This window comes from Lentzea sp. (genome assembly GCF_035525475.1).
Lineage (GTDB): Bacteria > Actinomycetota > Actinomycetes > Mycobacteriales > Pseudonocardiaceae > Lentzea.
Window position 1 is genome coordinate 1 of the sequence record NZ_DATLEC010000177.1, and the last position, 16,908, is coordinate 16,908.

The following is a 16,908-nucleotide window of genomic DNA, read 5'->3' on the forward strand; positions in this document are numbered from 1 at the left end:
CGAAGAGCTTGATCAGGTTGTCCTCGGAGAGGATCTTGCGCTCGTTCTCGACTGCGGACCAGTAGTTACGCGAGAAGTCCAGCCTCTGAGTGATGGTCTTGACCTCGACGCCCATGTTGACGCGACGTTGCCGCAGCCGGAGCGCGAGCTCCCAGGCCGCGACTACAGGTGAGGTCGACGAGGACACGCTCCTCCTCCCAGGTGGCTTCAGCGGCTGGTGAACTGAACAGGTATACCACGCGGTTAGACCAACCGGTTACGGTAACCATGGAATAACGCGGTTCCTGTAGCGCCAGGCCGAACGCGGCCTTACCGTCAGAGGTGACTCGCCAAGTCAACCGCGATGGCATCTCGAACTGCTTCATCTCCGCCTGCTCGAGCCGAACTGTGCGCCACGGGGTTGTCAGTCGACCAACGACGCTGCGCACCGCATTGGACGCCCGAGGCCGTAGGTGGAGGAACGATGACGAGCAGTCCCTTGCCCGAGCCGCGCGGTCCGAACGCGCGGAGTTCGCCGGAGCCAGTACATCTTGCGGGGAATGGCGCGCTTCTGCTCGTCGAAGCCGGAGAAGAACACCTCACGTTGACCACGGCGCACTGCACCATCGTGGCCGCCGACATCGTGGGCTTCGGGCAGCACGACCGGAACAACACCAACCAGGTGCGGATTCGTCACGGCATGTACAAGGCGATGCAAGCCGCCTTTGACGCCGCCGGCATCACGTGGCTGTCGTGCCAGCACGACGACAGAGGGGATGGCGTGCTCGTGTTCGTCCCTGCGGACGTGCCCAAGAGATTGCTGGCCGACCATTTGCCGAACGCGCTCCTCGAGGCGTTGGTGCGGCACAACCAGACTCATCCGCCACGGGAGCGGATACGGCTGCGACTCGCTCTGCACGCGGGTGAGGTCAACTACGACCCGCACGGCGTGACTGGATCCGCGATCAACCACACGTGCCGGCTTCTCGACGCCGACGTCCTCAGGAATGCGGTGGCGGGCTCGTCCGCTGTTCTGGCGGTCGTCGGTTCAGCGTGGTTCTTCGACGAGGTCATCCGGCACAGCGAGCTCAGCCAGGCCAGGGCGTACCGGCGGGTCGAGGTGTCGAACAAGGAGACCACCACTCACGCCTGGGTTCGGCTGCTCAGGCCACCTCGCAACAGCCTGTGAGAGGTCAGCGGAAGTCCCGTGACTTCGACGGGATGCGCAGGTCCAGGTGTTGCAGGCGGTCCGCCAGCACGCTGACCACGCCCTCCGCCGACTCCACCACGCCCCGCACCAGCATCGCGCCGCTGCTGCGCGCCACCTTGCGGTACCGCGCCCACAGGCCCGGCGAGCACACGACGTTCACCATGCCCGTCTCGTCCTCGATGTTGAGGAACGTCACGCCGCCCGCTGTCGCCGGGCGTTGGCGGTGGGTCACCGCGCCACCTATCAGCACTCGTGTTCCTGGTTCCACGGAGGCCAGTGAGGTCACCGGGAGTGCGCCCATCGAGTCCAATGTGGACCTCACGAACTGGGTGGGGAAGCTGTCCGGTGACAGGCCTGTCGCCCAGACGTCCGCCACTGCCAGTTCCACGTCGTCCATGCCGGGCAGAGAAGGCGCTTCCACGCCGACTGTGGTTCCTGGCAGGCGGTCCGGGCGGATTGCGGCCACCGCGCCGGCTGCCCACAGGGCCTGGCGGCGTTCCAGGCCGAAGCACGTGAAGGCGCCCGCGGTGGCGAGGGCTTCCACCTGGGCTGTGGTCAGCTGGACGCGGGTGCCGAAGTCCTCCATGTCGCGGAACGGCTGGGCTGCGACGATTCGGGAGGCATCCGCTTCGCCTATGCCGCGCACGGCGGTCAGGCCGATGCGGACTGCGTTCGCGCCCTCGAAGCGTTCCAGGCCTGCCCAGGGCAGGGATCTGTTCACGCACGGGCCGTGGACCGTCACTCCGTGGCGGCGGGCGTCGATCACCAGGGACTGCGGGGAGTAGAAGCCCATCGGCTGGGCTCGGAGCAGGGCCGCGCAGAACGCTGCCGGGTGGTAGAGCTTGAACCACGCGCTCACGAAGACCAGGTGGGCGAACGACAGGGCGTGGGACTCGGGGAAGCCGAAGTTCGCGAACGCCAGCAGTTTCGCGTAGACGCGGCCGGCCAGGTCCTCGTCGACGCCGTTCTGGGCGCAGCCCTCGTAGAAGCGGTCTCGCAGGCGTTCCATGCGGGCCGTTGAGCGTTTCGCGCCCATCGCGCGGCGCAGTTCGTCGGCTTCGGCGGCGGTGAAGCCTGCCACGTCCACCGCGATCTGCATCAGTTGTTCCTGGAACAGCGGGACGCCGTAGGTCTTCTTGAGGGCGTTCTCCAGCAACGGGTGGTCGTACTCCCACTTCTCGGACTCGTTGCGGCGCCTGATGTACGGGTGCACCGAGCCGCCCTGGATCGGGCCGGGTCTGATCAGGGCGACCTCTACCACCAGGTCGTAGAACTCGCGGGGCTTGAGGCGCGGCAGCGTCGCCATCTGCGCTCGGCTCTCGACCTGGAAGACGCCTACCGAGTCGGCTTTCTGCAGCATGTCGTAGACGCGGGAGTCGGTGAGGTCGATCTGGCCCATGTCGACGTCGACGCCTTCGTGGTCGCGCACGAGGTCGATGGCGTAGTGCAGCGCGGAGAGCATGCCGAGGCCGAGCAGGTCGAACTTCACCAGGCCGATGGACGCGCAGTCGTCCTTGTCCCACTGCAGGACCGTGCGCTTGTCCATGCGCGCCTTCTCCACCGGGCACACCTCGCTGACGGCGCGGTCGCAGATCACCATGCCGCCGGAGTGGATGCCCAGGTGGCGCGGGAAGTTCTCCAGCTGTGCTGACAGCCGGAGCACGTCGTGCGGGATGTCGCAGTCGTCGGTGGTGACGGTGAGCGGGCCCCACCTGTCTATCTGCTTGCTCCACGCGTCCTGCTGGCCCGGCGAGTGGCCGAGCGCTCTGGCCATGTCGCGCACCGCGGAACGGGCGCGGTAGGTGATGACGTTCGCGACCTGTGCCGCGTGCCGGCGGCCGTACTTCTCGTAGACGTGCTGGATGACCTCCTCGCGCCGGTCGGACTCGATGTCGACGTCGATGTCGGGAGGACCGTCGCGGGCGGGGGCGAGGAAGCGTTCGAAGAGCAGGTCGAAGCGGACCGCGTCGACGTTGGTGATGCCGAGCGCGAAGCACACCGCGGAGTTGGCGGCGCTGCCCCTGCCCTGGCAGAGGATGTCGTTCCTCTTGCAGAAGTCCACGATGTCGTGCACGACGAGGAAGTAGCCGGGGAAGCCGAGCTGTTCGATGATCTTCAGTTCGTGCTCGATCTGCCGGAAAGCCTTCTCCCTGTGGTCGGAGGCTGCGTACCGGCGGTGCGCGCCCTGATAGGTGAGCTCGCGCAGCCAGCTGATCTCGGTGTGGCCCGGCGGCACGTCGAACGGCGGCAGGTTCGGTGCCACCAGCCGCAGGTCGAACGCCAGCTGCATGCCGAGCAACGCGGCGTTGTGCACGGCGCCGGGGAAACGGCGGAACCGGTGCCACATCTCCTCGCCGCTGCGCAGGAACGCCGCGGGTGCCGGCGGTAGCCATCCGGCCATCTCGTCGAGGCTGCTCCGTGCGCGGACGGCGGCCATCGCGGCGGCCAGCCTGCCTCGGCTCGAAGTCGCGTAGTGCACGGCATTCGTTGCCACGACAGGGAGGTTGAGCTTCTGCGCCATCGCGTTGAGGATGTCGTTGCGCCTGCTGTCCTCCGGCAGGCCGTGGTCGGTCAGCTCGACGTAGACGCGCCCCTTGCCGAACATGTCGGTGAGCCTGACGATCTCCCGGAACGCCGCCTCCGGCCCCTCCCTGGTCAGCGCTCTGCGGACGGTTCCCTTGCGGCAGCCCGTCAGCACCACGACCTCGCCGCTGGTGTCGGCCACGATCTGGTCGACGTCGTAGACGGGTTTGCCCTTCTCCGCCCGGGAGTCGAGGTGGCCGGTGGTCAGCGTGCGGCACAACGCGTGGTAGCCGGGTTGTTGGCGCGCGAGGAGGAGCAGGTGGTCGCCCTCGGGGTCGGGTTCGCCGTTGGCCGGCTTGCTGAGCCCGATGCTGAGCTCGGCGCCGAACACCGTGTGCATGCCGAGCTCCTTGGCGGCCTCGGCGAACCGGACCACTCCGTACATGCCGTCGTGGTCGGTGATCGCGATGGCGTCGAGCTTGAGCCGCTGTGCCTCCTCGACGAGCTCCTCGGGGTGGCTCGCACCGTCGAGCCAGCTGAAGTTGGAGTGGCAGTGCAGCTCCGCGTACGGCACGCGTTTGCGGGTGACGGCGGTCTCGTCCACGCGCAGCTCGAAGCCCGGCGGGGCGGTGTACCTGTCGCGGTGCCGTGACCACGCCGGGCCGTCGCCGCCGTCGGGGTTCTGCTCGACGGGCTTGCCGGAGAGCGCGCGTTCCAGCTCCCTCCAGCGGACCGGCGGGTTATTCCAGCCCATCGGCTTCCTTGCGCGGCAACGGGATCAGGATCTCCAGCAGATCCCAGTACTCGTCGTGCATCAGTCGTACACCCCTTCCAGAAACCACCTCTGGTCCCTGCGGATCAGCAGGAACGCCTGGTCGTCCGTCTGCACCTGGATGCGTGCGGCCCGGTGCGCGTCCGGCGCCCACCACCGCTCGTCGATCGGCCACGGTCCGGCCCACTCGGTTACTTCCCGCGTTTTCCCTTTGACGGTCAGCCTTTTCGGCCGCGCGGTGAGTTCAAGGCGGCCGGTCACGCCGATGTCGTCGCCCCTCGCGTCCTCGAGCTCGACGGGGTCGTCGGCGAGCGTGGCGGGCGCCCTGGTGAGCCGGCCGGGCCACGGGTGGTCCGGGTTCCTGGCCGGGGTCCGTTCGTCGCCCCACGGCACGAGCCTGACCTGCTCCTTCGGCCCCCTGCCACCGTCGATGACCGGCGTGAGCACGCCGTCCGGCCCGAGCAGGCCCTGGACGTGCAGGAGCGCCCGCACCGCGCGTTCGTCGTCGTGGCCCCACAACCCGAGCTGCAAGGCGGTGCCGTCGACGACCTCGACCGGTTCGAGGGTGAGCGTCCTGATGCCGGAGGTGAGGCGTTCGCGGGTGAGCCAGCCGTCGAGCTGCCAGCGCACGCGGTCGGCGATTCCCCGTGGCGTCAACGGTTCCGCGGCCCGCCACACCCGGTGCAGCTCCTCGTCGTTCTCGGTGCGGGCGTGGATGCCGAGGCGGGTGCAGGCGAGGCTCCTGGCCGCCAGGTTCTCGTGCAGCCGCTCGGACAGGAGCTTCGCGGCGAACGCGGCCGCGTCGATGCGGTCGACCGGGTCGTCGAAGGTCTCCCGCACCGCGAGTTCGGGCGCCGGCCTGCGCTTGTCGAGCGGACGTTCGGGCAGCCCGCGCGCCAGGCGGTGCTGTCTCGTCGCGGGACCGCCGAACCTCGACGCCACAGCGTTTTCCGGCACGTCCGCGAACGCGCCGAGCGTCTTCAGGCCGAGCCTTCTGAGCAGGTCGACCAGGTCGGGCGCGTCGAGCTCGTGCACGCCCAACGGCCTGAGGAACTCCGCGGTCCGGCCTGGCGGCACGATCATGTTGCGGTGCGCGGCTTTCGCGGCGGCGAAGAGGCTGTCTGCCACGCCCACCTGGGCTTCGACGTTCGTCTGCACGGCGATGTGGTCGACGATGCGCTCGGCCGCCTGCTCGGCGGTCTTGAAGTAGCCAACCGGTCCGCGTGCCGGCACCGCGACCAGACCGGGCTGCACGACCTCGATGCCGGGCGCGAGCTCCTCGACGGCCTCGGCGACCGGCTCGAAGAACCGGGCGTCGCGCTGCGGGTCGTGCTCGAAGGTGACCAGCTCCGGGCACGTCGACTCGGCCGCGCGCTTGCGCATCGCCCTGCGGATGCCTTCGGCGCGCGCCACGGCCGAGGTGGAGACGATCTCGTTGCCGTCGACTACTGCCACCGGTACGTGCTGGCTGGTGCCGGTGGCGGTGCAGGCGGCGACGACGGGCCAGTCGGGGCACCAGACCGCTAGGAGGCGGGCGTCCTTCACGCGGGGTGCTCGACGGTGGGCTTGGCGGTGGGCTTCGTGGCGCGAGAATTGTCGGTGCCGCCTGGGAGAATGGAATCTGGGGGATCCCCGGCCGGAGGGGACCCCTGCGCGAGCCTGGCCAAGGGCGCGCCCACGACTTCCGCGAGAGAACGTGTCACCGCAGCCTCCGTAAGAGACCGCGTTCCCACGCCCTCCGCGAGAGAACGTGTCCCCGCGGCCAGCCCGACCGGCCGTTCAACCACCCCGGAACCTGCCGGGCCTGCGGTGTCCACCCGCCTGGCGGCCAGCTCGTCGACCCGGTCCGGACCGGCATCAGCCGGCTCGTCGGAACGGGCCGGGTCGCCGGCCACCAGCGGGAGCTCGATGTCGTCCGGCAGCCCGAACGTCAGCACCACGTGCTTCGCGCAGCCCGCCGAGCCCCTGCCGCCTGTGCGCACGCTGATCTGCTGGCGCCGCAACGTTTCCGCGCCGTCGTCGAGGGGGTTCCAGCGCACGGACTCCGCTGTCAGCTCCACGTCGGCCGAGGGCCAGGAGCCGACGGCGATCAGCACGGTGCGGCGTTGGCGGGCTCTGGCGGTGAGGCGGCGTGCCAGGGATGCAGGCAGTGGGCAGGCGACGGCGACCAGGTCTATACCGTCCAGCAGGGCCGCGATGACCGGGCCTGGGTCGGAGCCGGGGCGGGGGACGAGTGCCAGCCGCTGCACCGAGACCCCGAGCTCGGCCGCGGCCAGCACCCCCACCTGCGGCAGGCCCACCACGGCGGCCCAGCAGCCGTCCGCGGTCGCGCCCGCGAGCAGGGCGAGCAGCAACGATGTCGATCCGCCCACCGACACCGTGCTGCCTCGCCGCAAGCCGCCCCACGGCAGCAGGCCCGCCAGTTCCCCGCGAACCGGCAGAACCCGCCCCGTGGCGTGGTCGGTGGTGGTGCTGGTCAACTCGCTGGCCGGGTTCACCCCGAGCGCGGCCAACGACGCCGTTGCCGACCTGGACACTCCACCCACCTCCCTGGAAGACCGTGCGCACCCCTGTGCACGGTCGCCGTGGGAAGTTCGGCGACTTGCTTATTCGAACTCCTGTTCGAACGAACGTGATGATCGTAGCGCGCGGGCGCACCCCTGTGTCAATCCCGGAACGTCACCCTTTTGGTGGACACAGCCACATGTACCGGAACGGTCCTCTACCGTGCCTTCAGCACAACTGGGGAACTGGGGAAATCGTGAACCAACCACCACCGCGGAACTGGCAGCAGCAACCACCCGGATGGCCGCAGCAGCAACCACAGGGCTGGCACCAACCACCGGGGTGGGGACCTCCGCCCAGGAAGAACAAGGCTCCGCTGGTCGTCGGGATCATCGCCGGTGTCCTCGTTCTCGGCGGCGTCATCGCCGCGGGCGCGGTCCACCTCAACGTCAACGCCGACGGCGGCAGCCCCAAGCGTCCGGACAAGCTGCCCTCGGCGTGCGGCAACGTCTCCGAGGCCGCGCTGGCCAAGGCGCGCACGACGAACCCGAACGGGCTCGGCTCGCGCGAGTCGAAGATCGGGGACGACACCTCCACGATCTGCTCGTGGAACCAGACCAAGGGCGTGGACGGCAAGGGGCACCGCAGCACCGACGTCTACGTCAACAACGACCTGGATGACGCGCAGAGCGACTTCGACCGGCGTGTGGCGCAGCACATGGACACCAGGGGCGTGCCCCAGCAGAAGCCGCTCGACGGGCTCGGCGACCAAGCCGTGGCGGTGCTGGTCGAGGGGGACTCGGCGTTCACCGACATCTGGATCATCGCGCGCAAGGGCGGCACGATGATCCAGGTGGACTACTCCGGCTGGGACGCGGGCCTGTTCACCAACACCAAGCCGGACGTCGCGGAGTTCGAAGCCGCCGCGAAGGGCATCGCCGAGGAGATGGTGGCCAAGGCGTGAAGAAGGGCCGCCCCCAACCGGAAGCGGCCCTCCTCAGGTCAGTGGGCGAAGTGGCGCGTGCCCGTGAGGTACAGCGTCACGCCCGCCTGCTCGGCCTTCGCGATCACCTCGGGGTCGCGCACCGAACCGCCGGGCTGCACGACCGCGCGCACGCCTGCCTCCAGCAGCACCTCGAGGCCGTCCGGGAACGGGAAGAACGCGTCCGAGGCCGCCACGGCGCCCTGGGCGCGCTCACCCGCGCGCTTCACCGCGAGGTGCGACGAGTCGACCCGGTTGACCTGGCCCATGCCGACGCCGACGGTCGCGCCGTCGTCCGCCAGCAGGATCGCGTTCGACTTCACCGCGCGGATGGCGCGCCACGCGAACTCCAGGTCCGCCAGCGTCTTCTCGTCCGCGGGCTTGCCGCACGCCAGGGTCCAGTTCTCCGGCGAGTCACCGGAGGCGTCGATGGCGTCGCGCTGCTGCAGCAGCAGACCGCCGGACACCGGACGCATCTCGGCACCACCGCGAGCGGGCGCCTCGGCCACGAGGATGCGCACGTTCTTCTTGCGCTGCAACACCTCCACCGCACCGTCCGCATAGGACGGAGCGATGATGACCTCGGTGAAGATCTCCGAGACGAACTCGGCCATCTCCACGGTGACCTCGCGGTTGGCCGCGATGATGCCGCCGAAGGCGCTGACCGGGTCGCACTCGTGCGCCTTGCGGTGCGCGTCCGCGATGCTCACGTCGGAAACCGCGATGCCGCACGGGTTCGCGTGCTTGATGATCGCGACGCACGGGCGCTCGTGGTCCCACGCGGCACGCCACGCGGCGTCGCCGTCGAGGTAGTTGTTGTACGACATCTCCTTGCCGTGCACCTGCTTCGCCGACGCCAGGCCCACGCGGCCGTCGCCCTGGACGTACAGAGCGGCGTGCTGGTGCGGGTTCTCGCCGTAGCGCAGCACGTTCGACCGGTTCCAGGTCGCGCCGACCCAGCCCGGGAAGCCGCTGCCCTCGTCGTCGGACGCCAGCACGTTGCCCATCCACGAAGCCACGGCCACGTCGTAGGAAGCGGTGTGCCGGAACGCCTGAGCAGCGAGGTGCTGACGGTCGGCCAGGGTGAAGCCGCCCTCGCGGACGTTCTCCAGCACCCAGTCGTACCGCGCGGGGTCGACGACCACCGCGACGTTCGCGTGGTTCTTCGCCGACGCGCGGACCATCGCGGGTCCGCCGATGTCGATCTGCTCGACGCAGTCGTCGGGGGAAGCACCCGACGCGACGGTCTGCGTGAACGGGTACAGGTTCACGACCAGCAGGTCGAACGGCGCGATGTCCATCTCGCGCAGCTGCTGGACGTGCGAGTCCTTGCGCAGGTCGGCCAGCAGACCGGCGTGCACGCGCGGGTGCAGCGTCTTGACGCGGCCGTCGAGGCACTCGGGGAACCCGGTGACCTGCTCGACCGGCGTCACGGGGACGCCCGCGTCGGCGAGCACCTTCGCGGTGCCGCCGGTGGACACGATCTCGACTCCGGCCGCGTGCAGGCCGGTGGCCAGTTCCAGCAGGCCGGCCTTGTCGGAGACCCCGATCAGGGCCCGGCGGACCGGGCGCCTCTCGGCAGCAGTGGTCCCAGGAGTCGTCACGGAATGCTCACCTTTCGTCCGTTCACGGTGCAGCCCTCACGGGCAAGTCGGCCGACCGTCTCGACGAGCAGCCGGCGTTCGACGACCTTGATGCGTTCGTGCAGGGTCTCCTCGGTGTCGCCGGGTTCGACGACAACGGCCTCCTGCGCGAGGATCGGCCCGGTGTCGACGCCCGCGTCCACGAGGTGCACGGTCGACCCGGTGACGCGCACGCCGTAGTCCAGCGCGTCGCGCACGCCGTGCGCGCCCGGGAAAGCGGGCAGCAGCGCGGGGTGGGTGTTGATCATCCGTCCGCCGAAGCGGGCGAGGAACCGCTCGCCGATGATCTTCATAAAGCCCGCGGACACGACCAGGTCGGGCTCGTACGACGCGACGGCCTCGGTCAGGGCGGCGTCCCAGGCGGCTCTGTCGGCGTGGTCGCGCAGCTTCACGGCGAAGTGGGGCACCCCGGCGCGTTCGGCGCGCTTGAGGCCCTCGATGTTCTCGCGGTCGGCGCCGACCGCGACCACCTCGATCGGGAGGTCCGTGGCGTCCAGCAACGCCTGCATGAGGGTTCCGGAACCGGAGACGAGCACGACGACGCGCGCCGGTGCGGGAAGCCGAAGTTCGGTGCTCAGCGTCTACTCCTGGGCGTGGCCTGGTCTGTGCGGCGGTGTTGCAGCAGCTCAGGGGCAGCCTATGACGTCACCGTTCCGGCTTGCCGTCCAGGTCCTCCTCGGCCTCCATGCCGAGCATCTCGTCGAACTCCGCGTCGAAGTCCTCTTCTTCCTCGAGCTCCTCTTCGCCCTCTTCGTCGAGAGGCTCTTCCTCTTCGTCCACAACGTCTTCGCCGGCGTCGTCCTGGAGCCCTTCGTCGTCCTGGAGCTCTTCGTCGTACTCGTCGTAGTAGTCGTCGTCCTCGAGGTCTTCCTCGACCTCGAACTCGTCGCCGTCGACGACCTCGAGCTGCTCGAACTGGTCGGTGAGCTCGTCGTCCTCGAACACGACGTCGGGGTCGGCGGCCTCCTCGTCGAAGTCCGGCTCGACGAACTCGGCCTCCGCGTCCACCACCGCGGGCTTCGCGCGGTTCCCGGCGAGCCAGGCGACCAGCGCACCCGGCACCAGCACCCAGAACGCCACGAGCAGCGCCAGCAGGCCCGCCGGCACCGTCACGGGGTCGAACGCGCCGGACGCGAGCCGTCCACCGGCGGTCGCGGCGAGCACCAGGCTGGCCACGGCGGCGGTCACCGCGGCGACCAGCACCGCCCGGAAGCGCGAGGTCGGCCGGTCGGACACCTTCCGGCACGTCCAGCCGACGAGCACGCCGATCACCGCCGCGCCCAGCAGCACGACGGGGCTCCACACGGCCTTGTCCTCGGGCATCGAGGCGAGCAGCGGCACCGGCGGCACCGGGCCGCCGACGAACCGCGTCGGCGAGACCTCGACCCCGCCCAGCGAGAAACCGGCTCCGACGACGTACGAGAACCCGGCGATGATCGCGTTCGGCAGGTAGCCGACGCACAGCAGGAACACGCCGAGGCCGACGCCGAGCGACGGGCCCGCCTCCGCGAAGAGCCCGCTGGTCGTGGGCCACGAGGCCGCGAGTCCGGCGGCAACCGCCAGCGCACCCAGGCCGACCAGGCCGAACAACGCCATGATCCCGGCGCGCAACCCGTGCAGCGCCACCGGGTCGAGCTTGTCGAACACCACCTCGACCAGGCCGCAGCGGCGGGCGACGCCGATCGTCGCGGCCAGACCGGACACGGCCGCGCAACCGAAGAACGCGACGGCGGGCGTGGCGCGCACGAGGCCCTCGCCCATCAGCAACGCGATCGTGCCGCCGACGACGGCGTGCGCACCGGCGATGCTCAGCACGACACCGCGCGCCTGGAGTGGTTCGTAGAGACCGAGGCGGTCGGCGGTGCCCGCGGCGGTGCGGCCGACCAGCAGCATCAGCAACGCGGTCGGCAGCAACGGCAGGACGCCGAGCTGTCCCGCGTCGAAGCGCAACGGCACGTGGTGCGCGGCCAGCCACGCGGGCGCGGCGGCGCTGAGCACCCCGGAGGTGGAGAACTCGGCGTACGTCGCCGTCGCGGAGACCAGCGCGAGCACGGCGGCCACCGCCGCGTACCCGACGACCACCGACCCGACGGCGGCCGCGACCAGCACTCGCACGCGCTCGGACCGCGAGAACTCCGGCGGACGCACGGTGGTGACCTCGCGGGTCACATCGCGTTGCAGCACGGGCACTTCTCCACTGTGTCAGGCCGGCTGAGCCATTCGGGTCAGGCACGCCGGGGCATACGACAGGGGTGGTGCCGGACGTACCCGGCACCACCCCTGAAGTCGAACGGTGTTGCGAACCTACTGCTGCGGTCCGCCGAACCCACCGGGCGGCGTGCCGGGCGAGCCGAACTGGCCGGGCTGCGGCATGAAGCTGGTCTGCTGCGGCGGCTGACCCGGCTGGTTCTGGGGCTGCGCGGGCTGCTGCGGCTGCTGGCCGAAGGACTGCTGGCCGAACGACTGCTGCTGCTGCTGCGGGGCCTGCTGCTGCGGGAACGCACCGGACTGCGGGTGCTGCGGCGCCTGCTGCTGCGGGAACGCGCCGCTCTGCGGGTTCCAGCCACCGGGCTGACCCTGCTGGCCCTGGTGACCCGCGTACGGGTTCGCGGGCTTCGGCTCGAACTTCACGATGCCCTCGGCGAGGAGGAACGCGAGCACGATCGCCGCCGTCTCCAGCAGCGCCACGATGAGCAGCACGATGTCGAGGCCCTGCACGGACGGCGTCTTGATGATGCCCTGCAACTGCAGCAGCGTCTGGACGGCCGCGAGGATCGCACCGACCGGCAGGAAGCCCTTCGGGACGTTCGGCAGCACCGAGAGCCCGGCGAGCATGCCCGCGGCGAGCAGGTACGTCACGTTGCCGCTGACGTCGTCCGCGAACGCGACGAGGTACGCGATGAGGCCGAGACCCGCCGCGACCAGCGGGAGGATCAGGCCGAGGTTGATGTTGTTGGCGCCGGGGGCGCCAGGGGCCTGATGAGGTGCCTGGTGCTGTGCCGGACCCGGCGGCTGCTGTTGGGGTGCGCCGTAAGGCACGGACATGTCGAGGTCTCCTCCTCCAACCGAGTGATTCTCAAGACGCTAGCAGTGTTCGCCGCCGCACCTGTGGAGGCAGCCGCGAACCCGCAAGTTCGGCTCCAGCCACTGAGACGTTCACCGGACCACGCCGGTTCCGCCGCACGAGCGAGGGCCGGACTCCGAAAGTACTCGGAATCCGGCCCTCAAGTTGCTCAACCGCTACACGACCGGCATGAAGACGAACTCGCCGCCGTCTGCGGGGCAGCGGCAATCAGACACGATTCTTCATGATCTCGCGCATCAGGTCGGCCGTCTCGGACGGCGTCTTGCCGACCTTGACGCCGGCGGCCTCGAGGGCCTCCTTCTTCGCGGCGGCGGTGCCCGCCGAGCCCGAGACGATGGCGCCGGCGTGGCCCATGGTCTTGCCCTCGGGAGCGGTGAAGCCCGCGACGTAGCCGACGACCGGCTTGGTCACGTTCTCCTTGATGTACGCCGCGGCGCGCTCCTCGGCGTCGCCACCGATCTCACCGATCATCACGATCGCGACGGTCTCCTCGTCGGCCTCGAAGGCCTCCAGGGCGTCGATGTGCGTGGTGCCGATGATCGGGTCGCCACCGATGCCGATCGCGGTGGAGAAACCGAAGTCCCGCAGCTCGTGCATCATCTGGTAGGTCAGCGTGCCGGACTTCGACACCAGGCCGATCTTGCCGCTGCCCGCGATGTTCGCGGGGATGATGCCGGCGTTCGACTTGCCGGGGCTGATGATGCCGGGGCAGTTCGGGCCGATGATGCGGGTCTTGTTGCCCGTCGCGACGGCGTGCGCCCAGAAGTAGGCGGTGTCGTGCACCGGGATGCCCTCGGTGATGACGACGGCCAGCTCGATCTCGGCGTCGATCGCCTCGACCACGGCGGCCTTCGAGAAGGCCGGCGGGACGAAGATCACGGTCACGTTCGCGCCGGTGGCCTCCATGGCCTCCTTGACGGTGCCGAAGACCGGGAGGACGGTGCCGTCGAAGTCGACCTTCTCGCCCGCCTTGCGCGGGTTCACGCCACCGACGATGTTCGTGCCGGACGCGAGCATGCGCTTGGTGTGCTTGGTGCCCTCGGCACCGGTCATGCCCTGGACGATGACCTTGCTGTTCTCGTTGAGGAAGATAGCCATCTGACTCAGACCCCCGCAGCCGCGAGCTCGGCGGCCTTGGCGGCCGCGTTGTCCATCGTGTCGACAACGGTCACCAGCGGGTGGTTGGCCTCGGCGAGAATCCGGCGGCCCTCCTCCACGTTGTTGCCGTCGAGGCGGACGACGAGCGGCTTGGTGGCCCCGTCGCCGAGGATCTCCAGCGCCTTCACGATGCCGTTGGCCACGGCGTCGCACGCGGTGATGCCGCCGAAGACGTTGACGAAGACCGAACGCACGGCCTCGTCGCCGAGGATGACGTCGAGGCCGTTCGCCATGACCTCGGCGGACGCGCCGCCGCCGATGTCGAGGAAGTTCGCGGGCTTCACGCCGTACTGCTCACCGGCGTAGGCCACGACGTCGAGCGTCGACATCACGAGACCGGCACCGTTGCCGATGATGCCCACCTCGCCGTCGAGCTTGACGTAGTTGAGGCCCTTCTCCTTGGCCTTCGCCTCGAGGGGGTTCTCGGCCTGCTTGTCGACCAGCTCGGCGTGGGCCGGGTGGCGGAAGCCGGCGTTCTCGTCGAGCGTGACCTTGCCGTCGAGCGCGACGATCTTGTCCTGCGGGTCGCGGACGAGCGGGTTGACCTCGACGAGCGTGGCGTCCTCCGCGACGAAGGTCTCCCACAGCTTGACGATGACGTCGACGACCTGGTCCTTGACCTCGGCGGGGAAGTTCGCCGCGTCGGCGATCTCCCTGGCCTTGGCCTCGTCGACGCCCTTGATGGCGTCGATGGCGATCTTCGCGAGGGCCTCGGGCTTGGTGGCCGCGACCTCTTCGATGTCCATGCCGCCCTCGACGCTCGCCATGGCGAGAAAGGTGCGGTTGGCGCGGTCGAGGAGGAAGGAGAAGTAGTACTCCTCGGCGATGTCGGAGGCGGGCGTCACCAGAACGCGGTGAACGATGTGCCCCTTGATGTCGAGGCCGAGGATGGCCTTGGCCTTCTCCTCGGTCTCCTCGGCGGTGGAAGCGAGCTTCACACCGCCGGCCTTGCCACGGCCGCCGGTCTTGACCTGGGCCTTGACGACGACAGCCTGGCCGAACTTCGCGGCGATGGCCTTGGCGTCGGCGGGGTTGGTGGCCACATCGCCCGGCAGTACCGGGACGCCGTGGGCGGCGAAGAGATCCTTCGCCTGGTACTCGTACAGGTCCACTCGGGTCTCCTGCGACGTCGGTGTCGGAACACCGCGCCTGGGTGGTCCTCAAGGGGCCGTGCGAACCCACTTGACGCGGCTGGGCCCAGACACTATCGACCTGCGGGTACCGCTCGCACGCCACCACCGGTGAGGTCGGTCTCAACGGCGGTGAGGTCGATCACGCGTGCGCGGCCGTTGCAGCGAGATGCACGCTCACGACGTCTTTCACCGCGTCGCGCGAGCACCCATCAGACCCGCCGCGAGCAGCAGGGCCGCGACCGACGCCAGGGCGAGCCACGTGCCGGAAGCCGCCACGGCGCCCTCGACCCGGTCGCCCGTCAGCGGCAGCTCCAGCGCCCGCATGCCGACCAGGACCGCCGCGCCCACGAGCCCGGCGGCTCCACGAGCGGGCCTCGAGCGGAGTGCGACCACGAGGCCGATGATCAGTACGACGAGCGAGATCAGCAGGGACCACGAGAGAGCCGGGTCGCCGTCCGGCACGACCGTCGCTCCCTCGTACCTGTCCCCGCGGAGGGTGGGCAGCGCGAAGGCACCCAGTGCGAAGAACCCTGCCAGCAGGACGGCGCCCAGTTCGGTCAGCGGCATCTGCCCCCGCTCGCCCGTGTCCTCGTTCTCGCGTTCGACGGCACCGGCGAGGCTCGCGCAGACCAACGCCAGCAGTCCGATCGGGAGCTCCGCGACCATCAGCCAGAAGCCCGCCCCCGGCTGCGCGATGCCGAGCCGGCTCGCGTCCAGCACCGGATCGGTCGCGCTCGCCGCGGCGAGCTGCATGGCGAAGTAGGCGGAGTACAGCGCCGGCCGCACCGTGGAGGCGACCGACGGCACCAGCAACAGCAGACCGAGGACGCCGAACGCGGGACCGGCCACCCAGAGGAGGTTCGCGGACGACAGTCCGGGCGCCGCGCCTCCCGTGGTGAGGACGAGCTGGGGCAGGAGCGCGCCACCGAGCATCGCGGCGGCGGAGAGGACGGCGAGGACACCGGCCGTCACGTGCATGCGCCGGATCGACGGCAACGCGAGGTCGCGGTTCTCGTCCCGCTTGCCGAGCAGCAGCCGCACCAGCCGGGCGAGGAGGGGCACCGCCGGCAGCACCAGGGCTGCGACCAGCGCGAGCAGCGGTCCCGCGCTGATGGTGAGGCCTGCCGCGACGGTGCCGGTCACCAGCGGGGGCAGCACGACGGCCAGCAGGGCGAGCGCGACACCGAGGATTCCGCCCTCGCGGGTGTCCGGATCGGGGGAGCTGGCCGCGAGCGCGGTGGCGAGCGGCGCGGCGATGGCGAGCAGCAGTCCACCGGTCAGGCCGAGGACCGGCAGGTCCCACGGTCCCCTGTCCAGCTGGAACGGGTCGGTGGAGAGGAAGGGCTTGCCCAGCAGCCCGATCGACGCCACGGCCGCGATGATCACCGGGAGGGCGACGAGGGTCGGGGGCTCGGACTCGTCCGCGGGCATGCCGGCCCTGCCCGCGGACAGCGCGCCGCCCGCGATCACCAGGACGTGACCGGCGATCAACAGCCACACGCCGGCGGACGGGGTGACGGCGATGAGGGTGGACGGCCGGAACAGCTCCGGCCTCGCCACCGCCATCGGGTCGAGGGCGACCTGGAGGTCGCTCAGCAGGCGCCCGACGGCGAACACACCGGCGGCGGCGAGCAGTCCCGCCGCGACGAACGGTCTGCCGCGGAACAACAGCACACCCGCGACGACCGGCGGCAACAGCGCCAGCAGGGCGAGCAGCGGCCACGACGTGAACGCGGGTTCCGCGCCGTCGACGACGCCGAGCAGCGGACCTGCGGCCAGGAGGAGGGAGCCCGCCGCGGCGAGGCCCCACGAGGTGCGCAGCCGGGTGGCCGCCGGGGTCTGGTTCTCGAGCTCGGTGCGAGTCATCGCGGGCGAACCTAGCAACACCGCCGCGAGATCTCGTGTGGACACCGGTGAC

At 70.1% G+C, this 16,908-nt stretch carries 13 protein-coding genes; 2 read left to right on the forward strand and 11 right to left on the reverse strand.

Translation table 11 applies throughout. The annotated features are described in order from the left end of the window. A partial coding sequence (locus tag VM306_RS28520; RefSeq protein ID WP_325520607.1) for a helix-turn-helix domain-containing protein occupies positions 1-187 on the reverse strand: 187 nt, incomplete at its 3' end. Between the two features lie 276 nt (positions 188-463). Between VM306_RS28520 and VM306_RS28525 the strand changes: the two genes are divergently transcribed. Beyond that, on the forward strand, positions 464-1,168 hold the full coding sequence (locus VM306_RS28525) for a hypothetical protein (RefSeq protein ID WP_325520609.1): 705 nt from the start codon (positions 464-466) through the stop codon (positions 1,166-1,168). Between the two features lie 4 nt (positions 1,169-1,172). Here VM306_RS28525 and VM306_RS28530 read toward each other — a convergent pair whose 3' ends face one another. From VM306_RS28530 to VM306_RS28540, 3 genes are read right to left on the reverse strand one after another with little or no spacing between them, the layout of a single operon-like run. Further along, a complete protein-coding gene (locus tag VM306_RS28530; RefSeq protein WP_325520611.1) occupies positions 1,173-4,466 on the reverse strand; it encodes an error-prone DNA polymerase in 3,294 nt (1,097 codons plus the stop codon). A 60-nt stretch (positions 4,467-4,526) separates the two neighbouring features. Further along, positions 4,527-6,029, reverse strand: a complete 1,503-nt coding sequence (locus VM306_RS28535; RefSeq protein WP_325520613.1) for a DNA polymerase Y family protein — start codon at positions 6,027-6,029, stop codon at positions 4,527-4,529. Then, positions 6,026-7,021: a hypothetical protein gene (locus VM306_RS28540; protein WP_325520615.1), complete on the reverse strand. Its 996-nt coding sequence runs from the start codon at positions 7,019-7,021 to the stop codon at positions 6,026-6,028. The genes VM306_RS28535 and VM306_RS28540 overlap by 4 nt, the downstream gene beginning before the upstream one ends. A 224-nt stretch (positions 7,022-7,245) precedes the next feature. Here VM306_RS28540 and VM306_RS28545 point away from each other — a divergent pair, with 224 nt between their 5' ends. Next, entirely contained in the window at positions 7,246-7,953 is a 708-nt protein-coding gene (locus VM306_RS28545; protein ID WP_325520617.1) for a hypothetical protein, read from the forward strand. A gap of 38 nt (positions 7,954-7,991) precedes the next feature. Here VM306_RS28545 and purH read toward each other — a convergent pair whose 3' ends face one another. The 7 genes from purH to VM306_RS28580 all read right to left on the reverse strand — a co-directional run bounded on the left by purH (position 7,992) and on the right by VM306_RS28580 (position 16,856). Beyond that, positions 7,992-9,575, reverse strand: a complete 1,584-nt coding sequence (gene purH, locus VM306_RS28550; RefSeq protein WP_325520619.1) for a bifunctional phosphoribosylaminoimidazolecarboxamide formyltransferase/IMP cyclohydrolase — start codon at positions 9,573-9,575, stop codon at positions 7,992-7,994. Continuing rightward, complete coding sequence (purN, locus tag VM306_RS28555) at positions 9,572-10,192, reverse strand: phosphoribosylglycinamide formyltransferase (RefSeq protein WP_325520672.1); 621 nt, start codon at positions 10,190-10,192, stop codon at positions 9,572-9,574. The genes purH and purN overlap by 4 nt, the downstream gene beginning before the upstream one ends. A 67-nt stretch (positions 10,193-10,259) precedes the next feature. Continuing rightward, complete coding sequence (locus VM306_RS28560; protein WP_325520621.1) at positions 10,260-11,798, reverse strand: DUF6350 family protein; 1,539 nt, start codon at positions 11,796-11,798, stop codon at positions 10,260-10,262. A gap of 120 nt (positions 11,799-11,918) precedes the next feature. Continuing rightward, entirely contained in the window at positions 11,919-12,659 is a 741-nt protein-coding gene (locus VM306_RS28565) for a DUF5336 domain-containing protein (RefSeq protein WP_325520623.1), read from the reverse strand. 247 nt (positions 12,660-12,906) lie between these two features. Further along, on the reverse strand, positions 12,907-13,797 hold the full coding sequence (gene sucD, locus VM306_RS28570) for a succinate--CoA ligase subunit alpha (RefSeq protein ID WP_325520625.1): 891 nt from the start codon (positions 13,795-13,797) through the stop codon (positions 12,907-12,909). A gap of 5 nt (positions 13,798-13,802) precedes the next feature. Next, positions 13,803-14,969, reverse strand: coding sequence for an ADP-forming succinate--CoA ligase subunit beta (gene sucC, locus VM306_RS28575; protein ID WP_325520627.1), 1,167 nt, complete (start codon positions 14,967-14,969; stop codon positions 13,803-13,805). A gap of 207 nt (positions 14,970-15,176) precedes the next feature. Next, on the reverse strand, positions 15,177-16,856 hold the full coding sequence (locus tag VM306_RS28580) for a hypothetical protein (RefSeq protein ID WP_325520629.1): 1,680 nt from the start codon (positions 16,854-16,856) through the stop codon (positions 15,177-15,179). Positions 16,857-16,908: the final 52 nt, after the last annotated feature.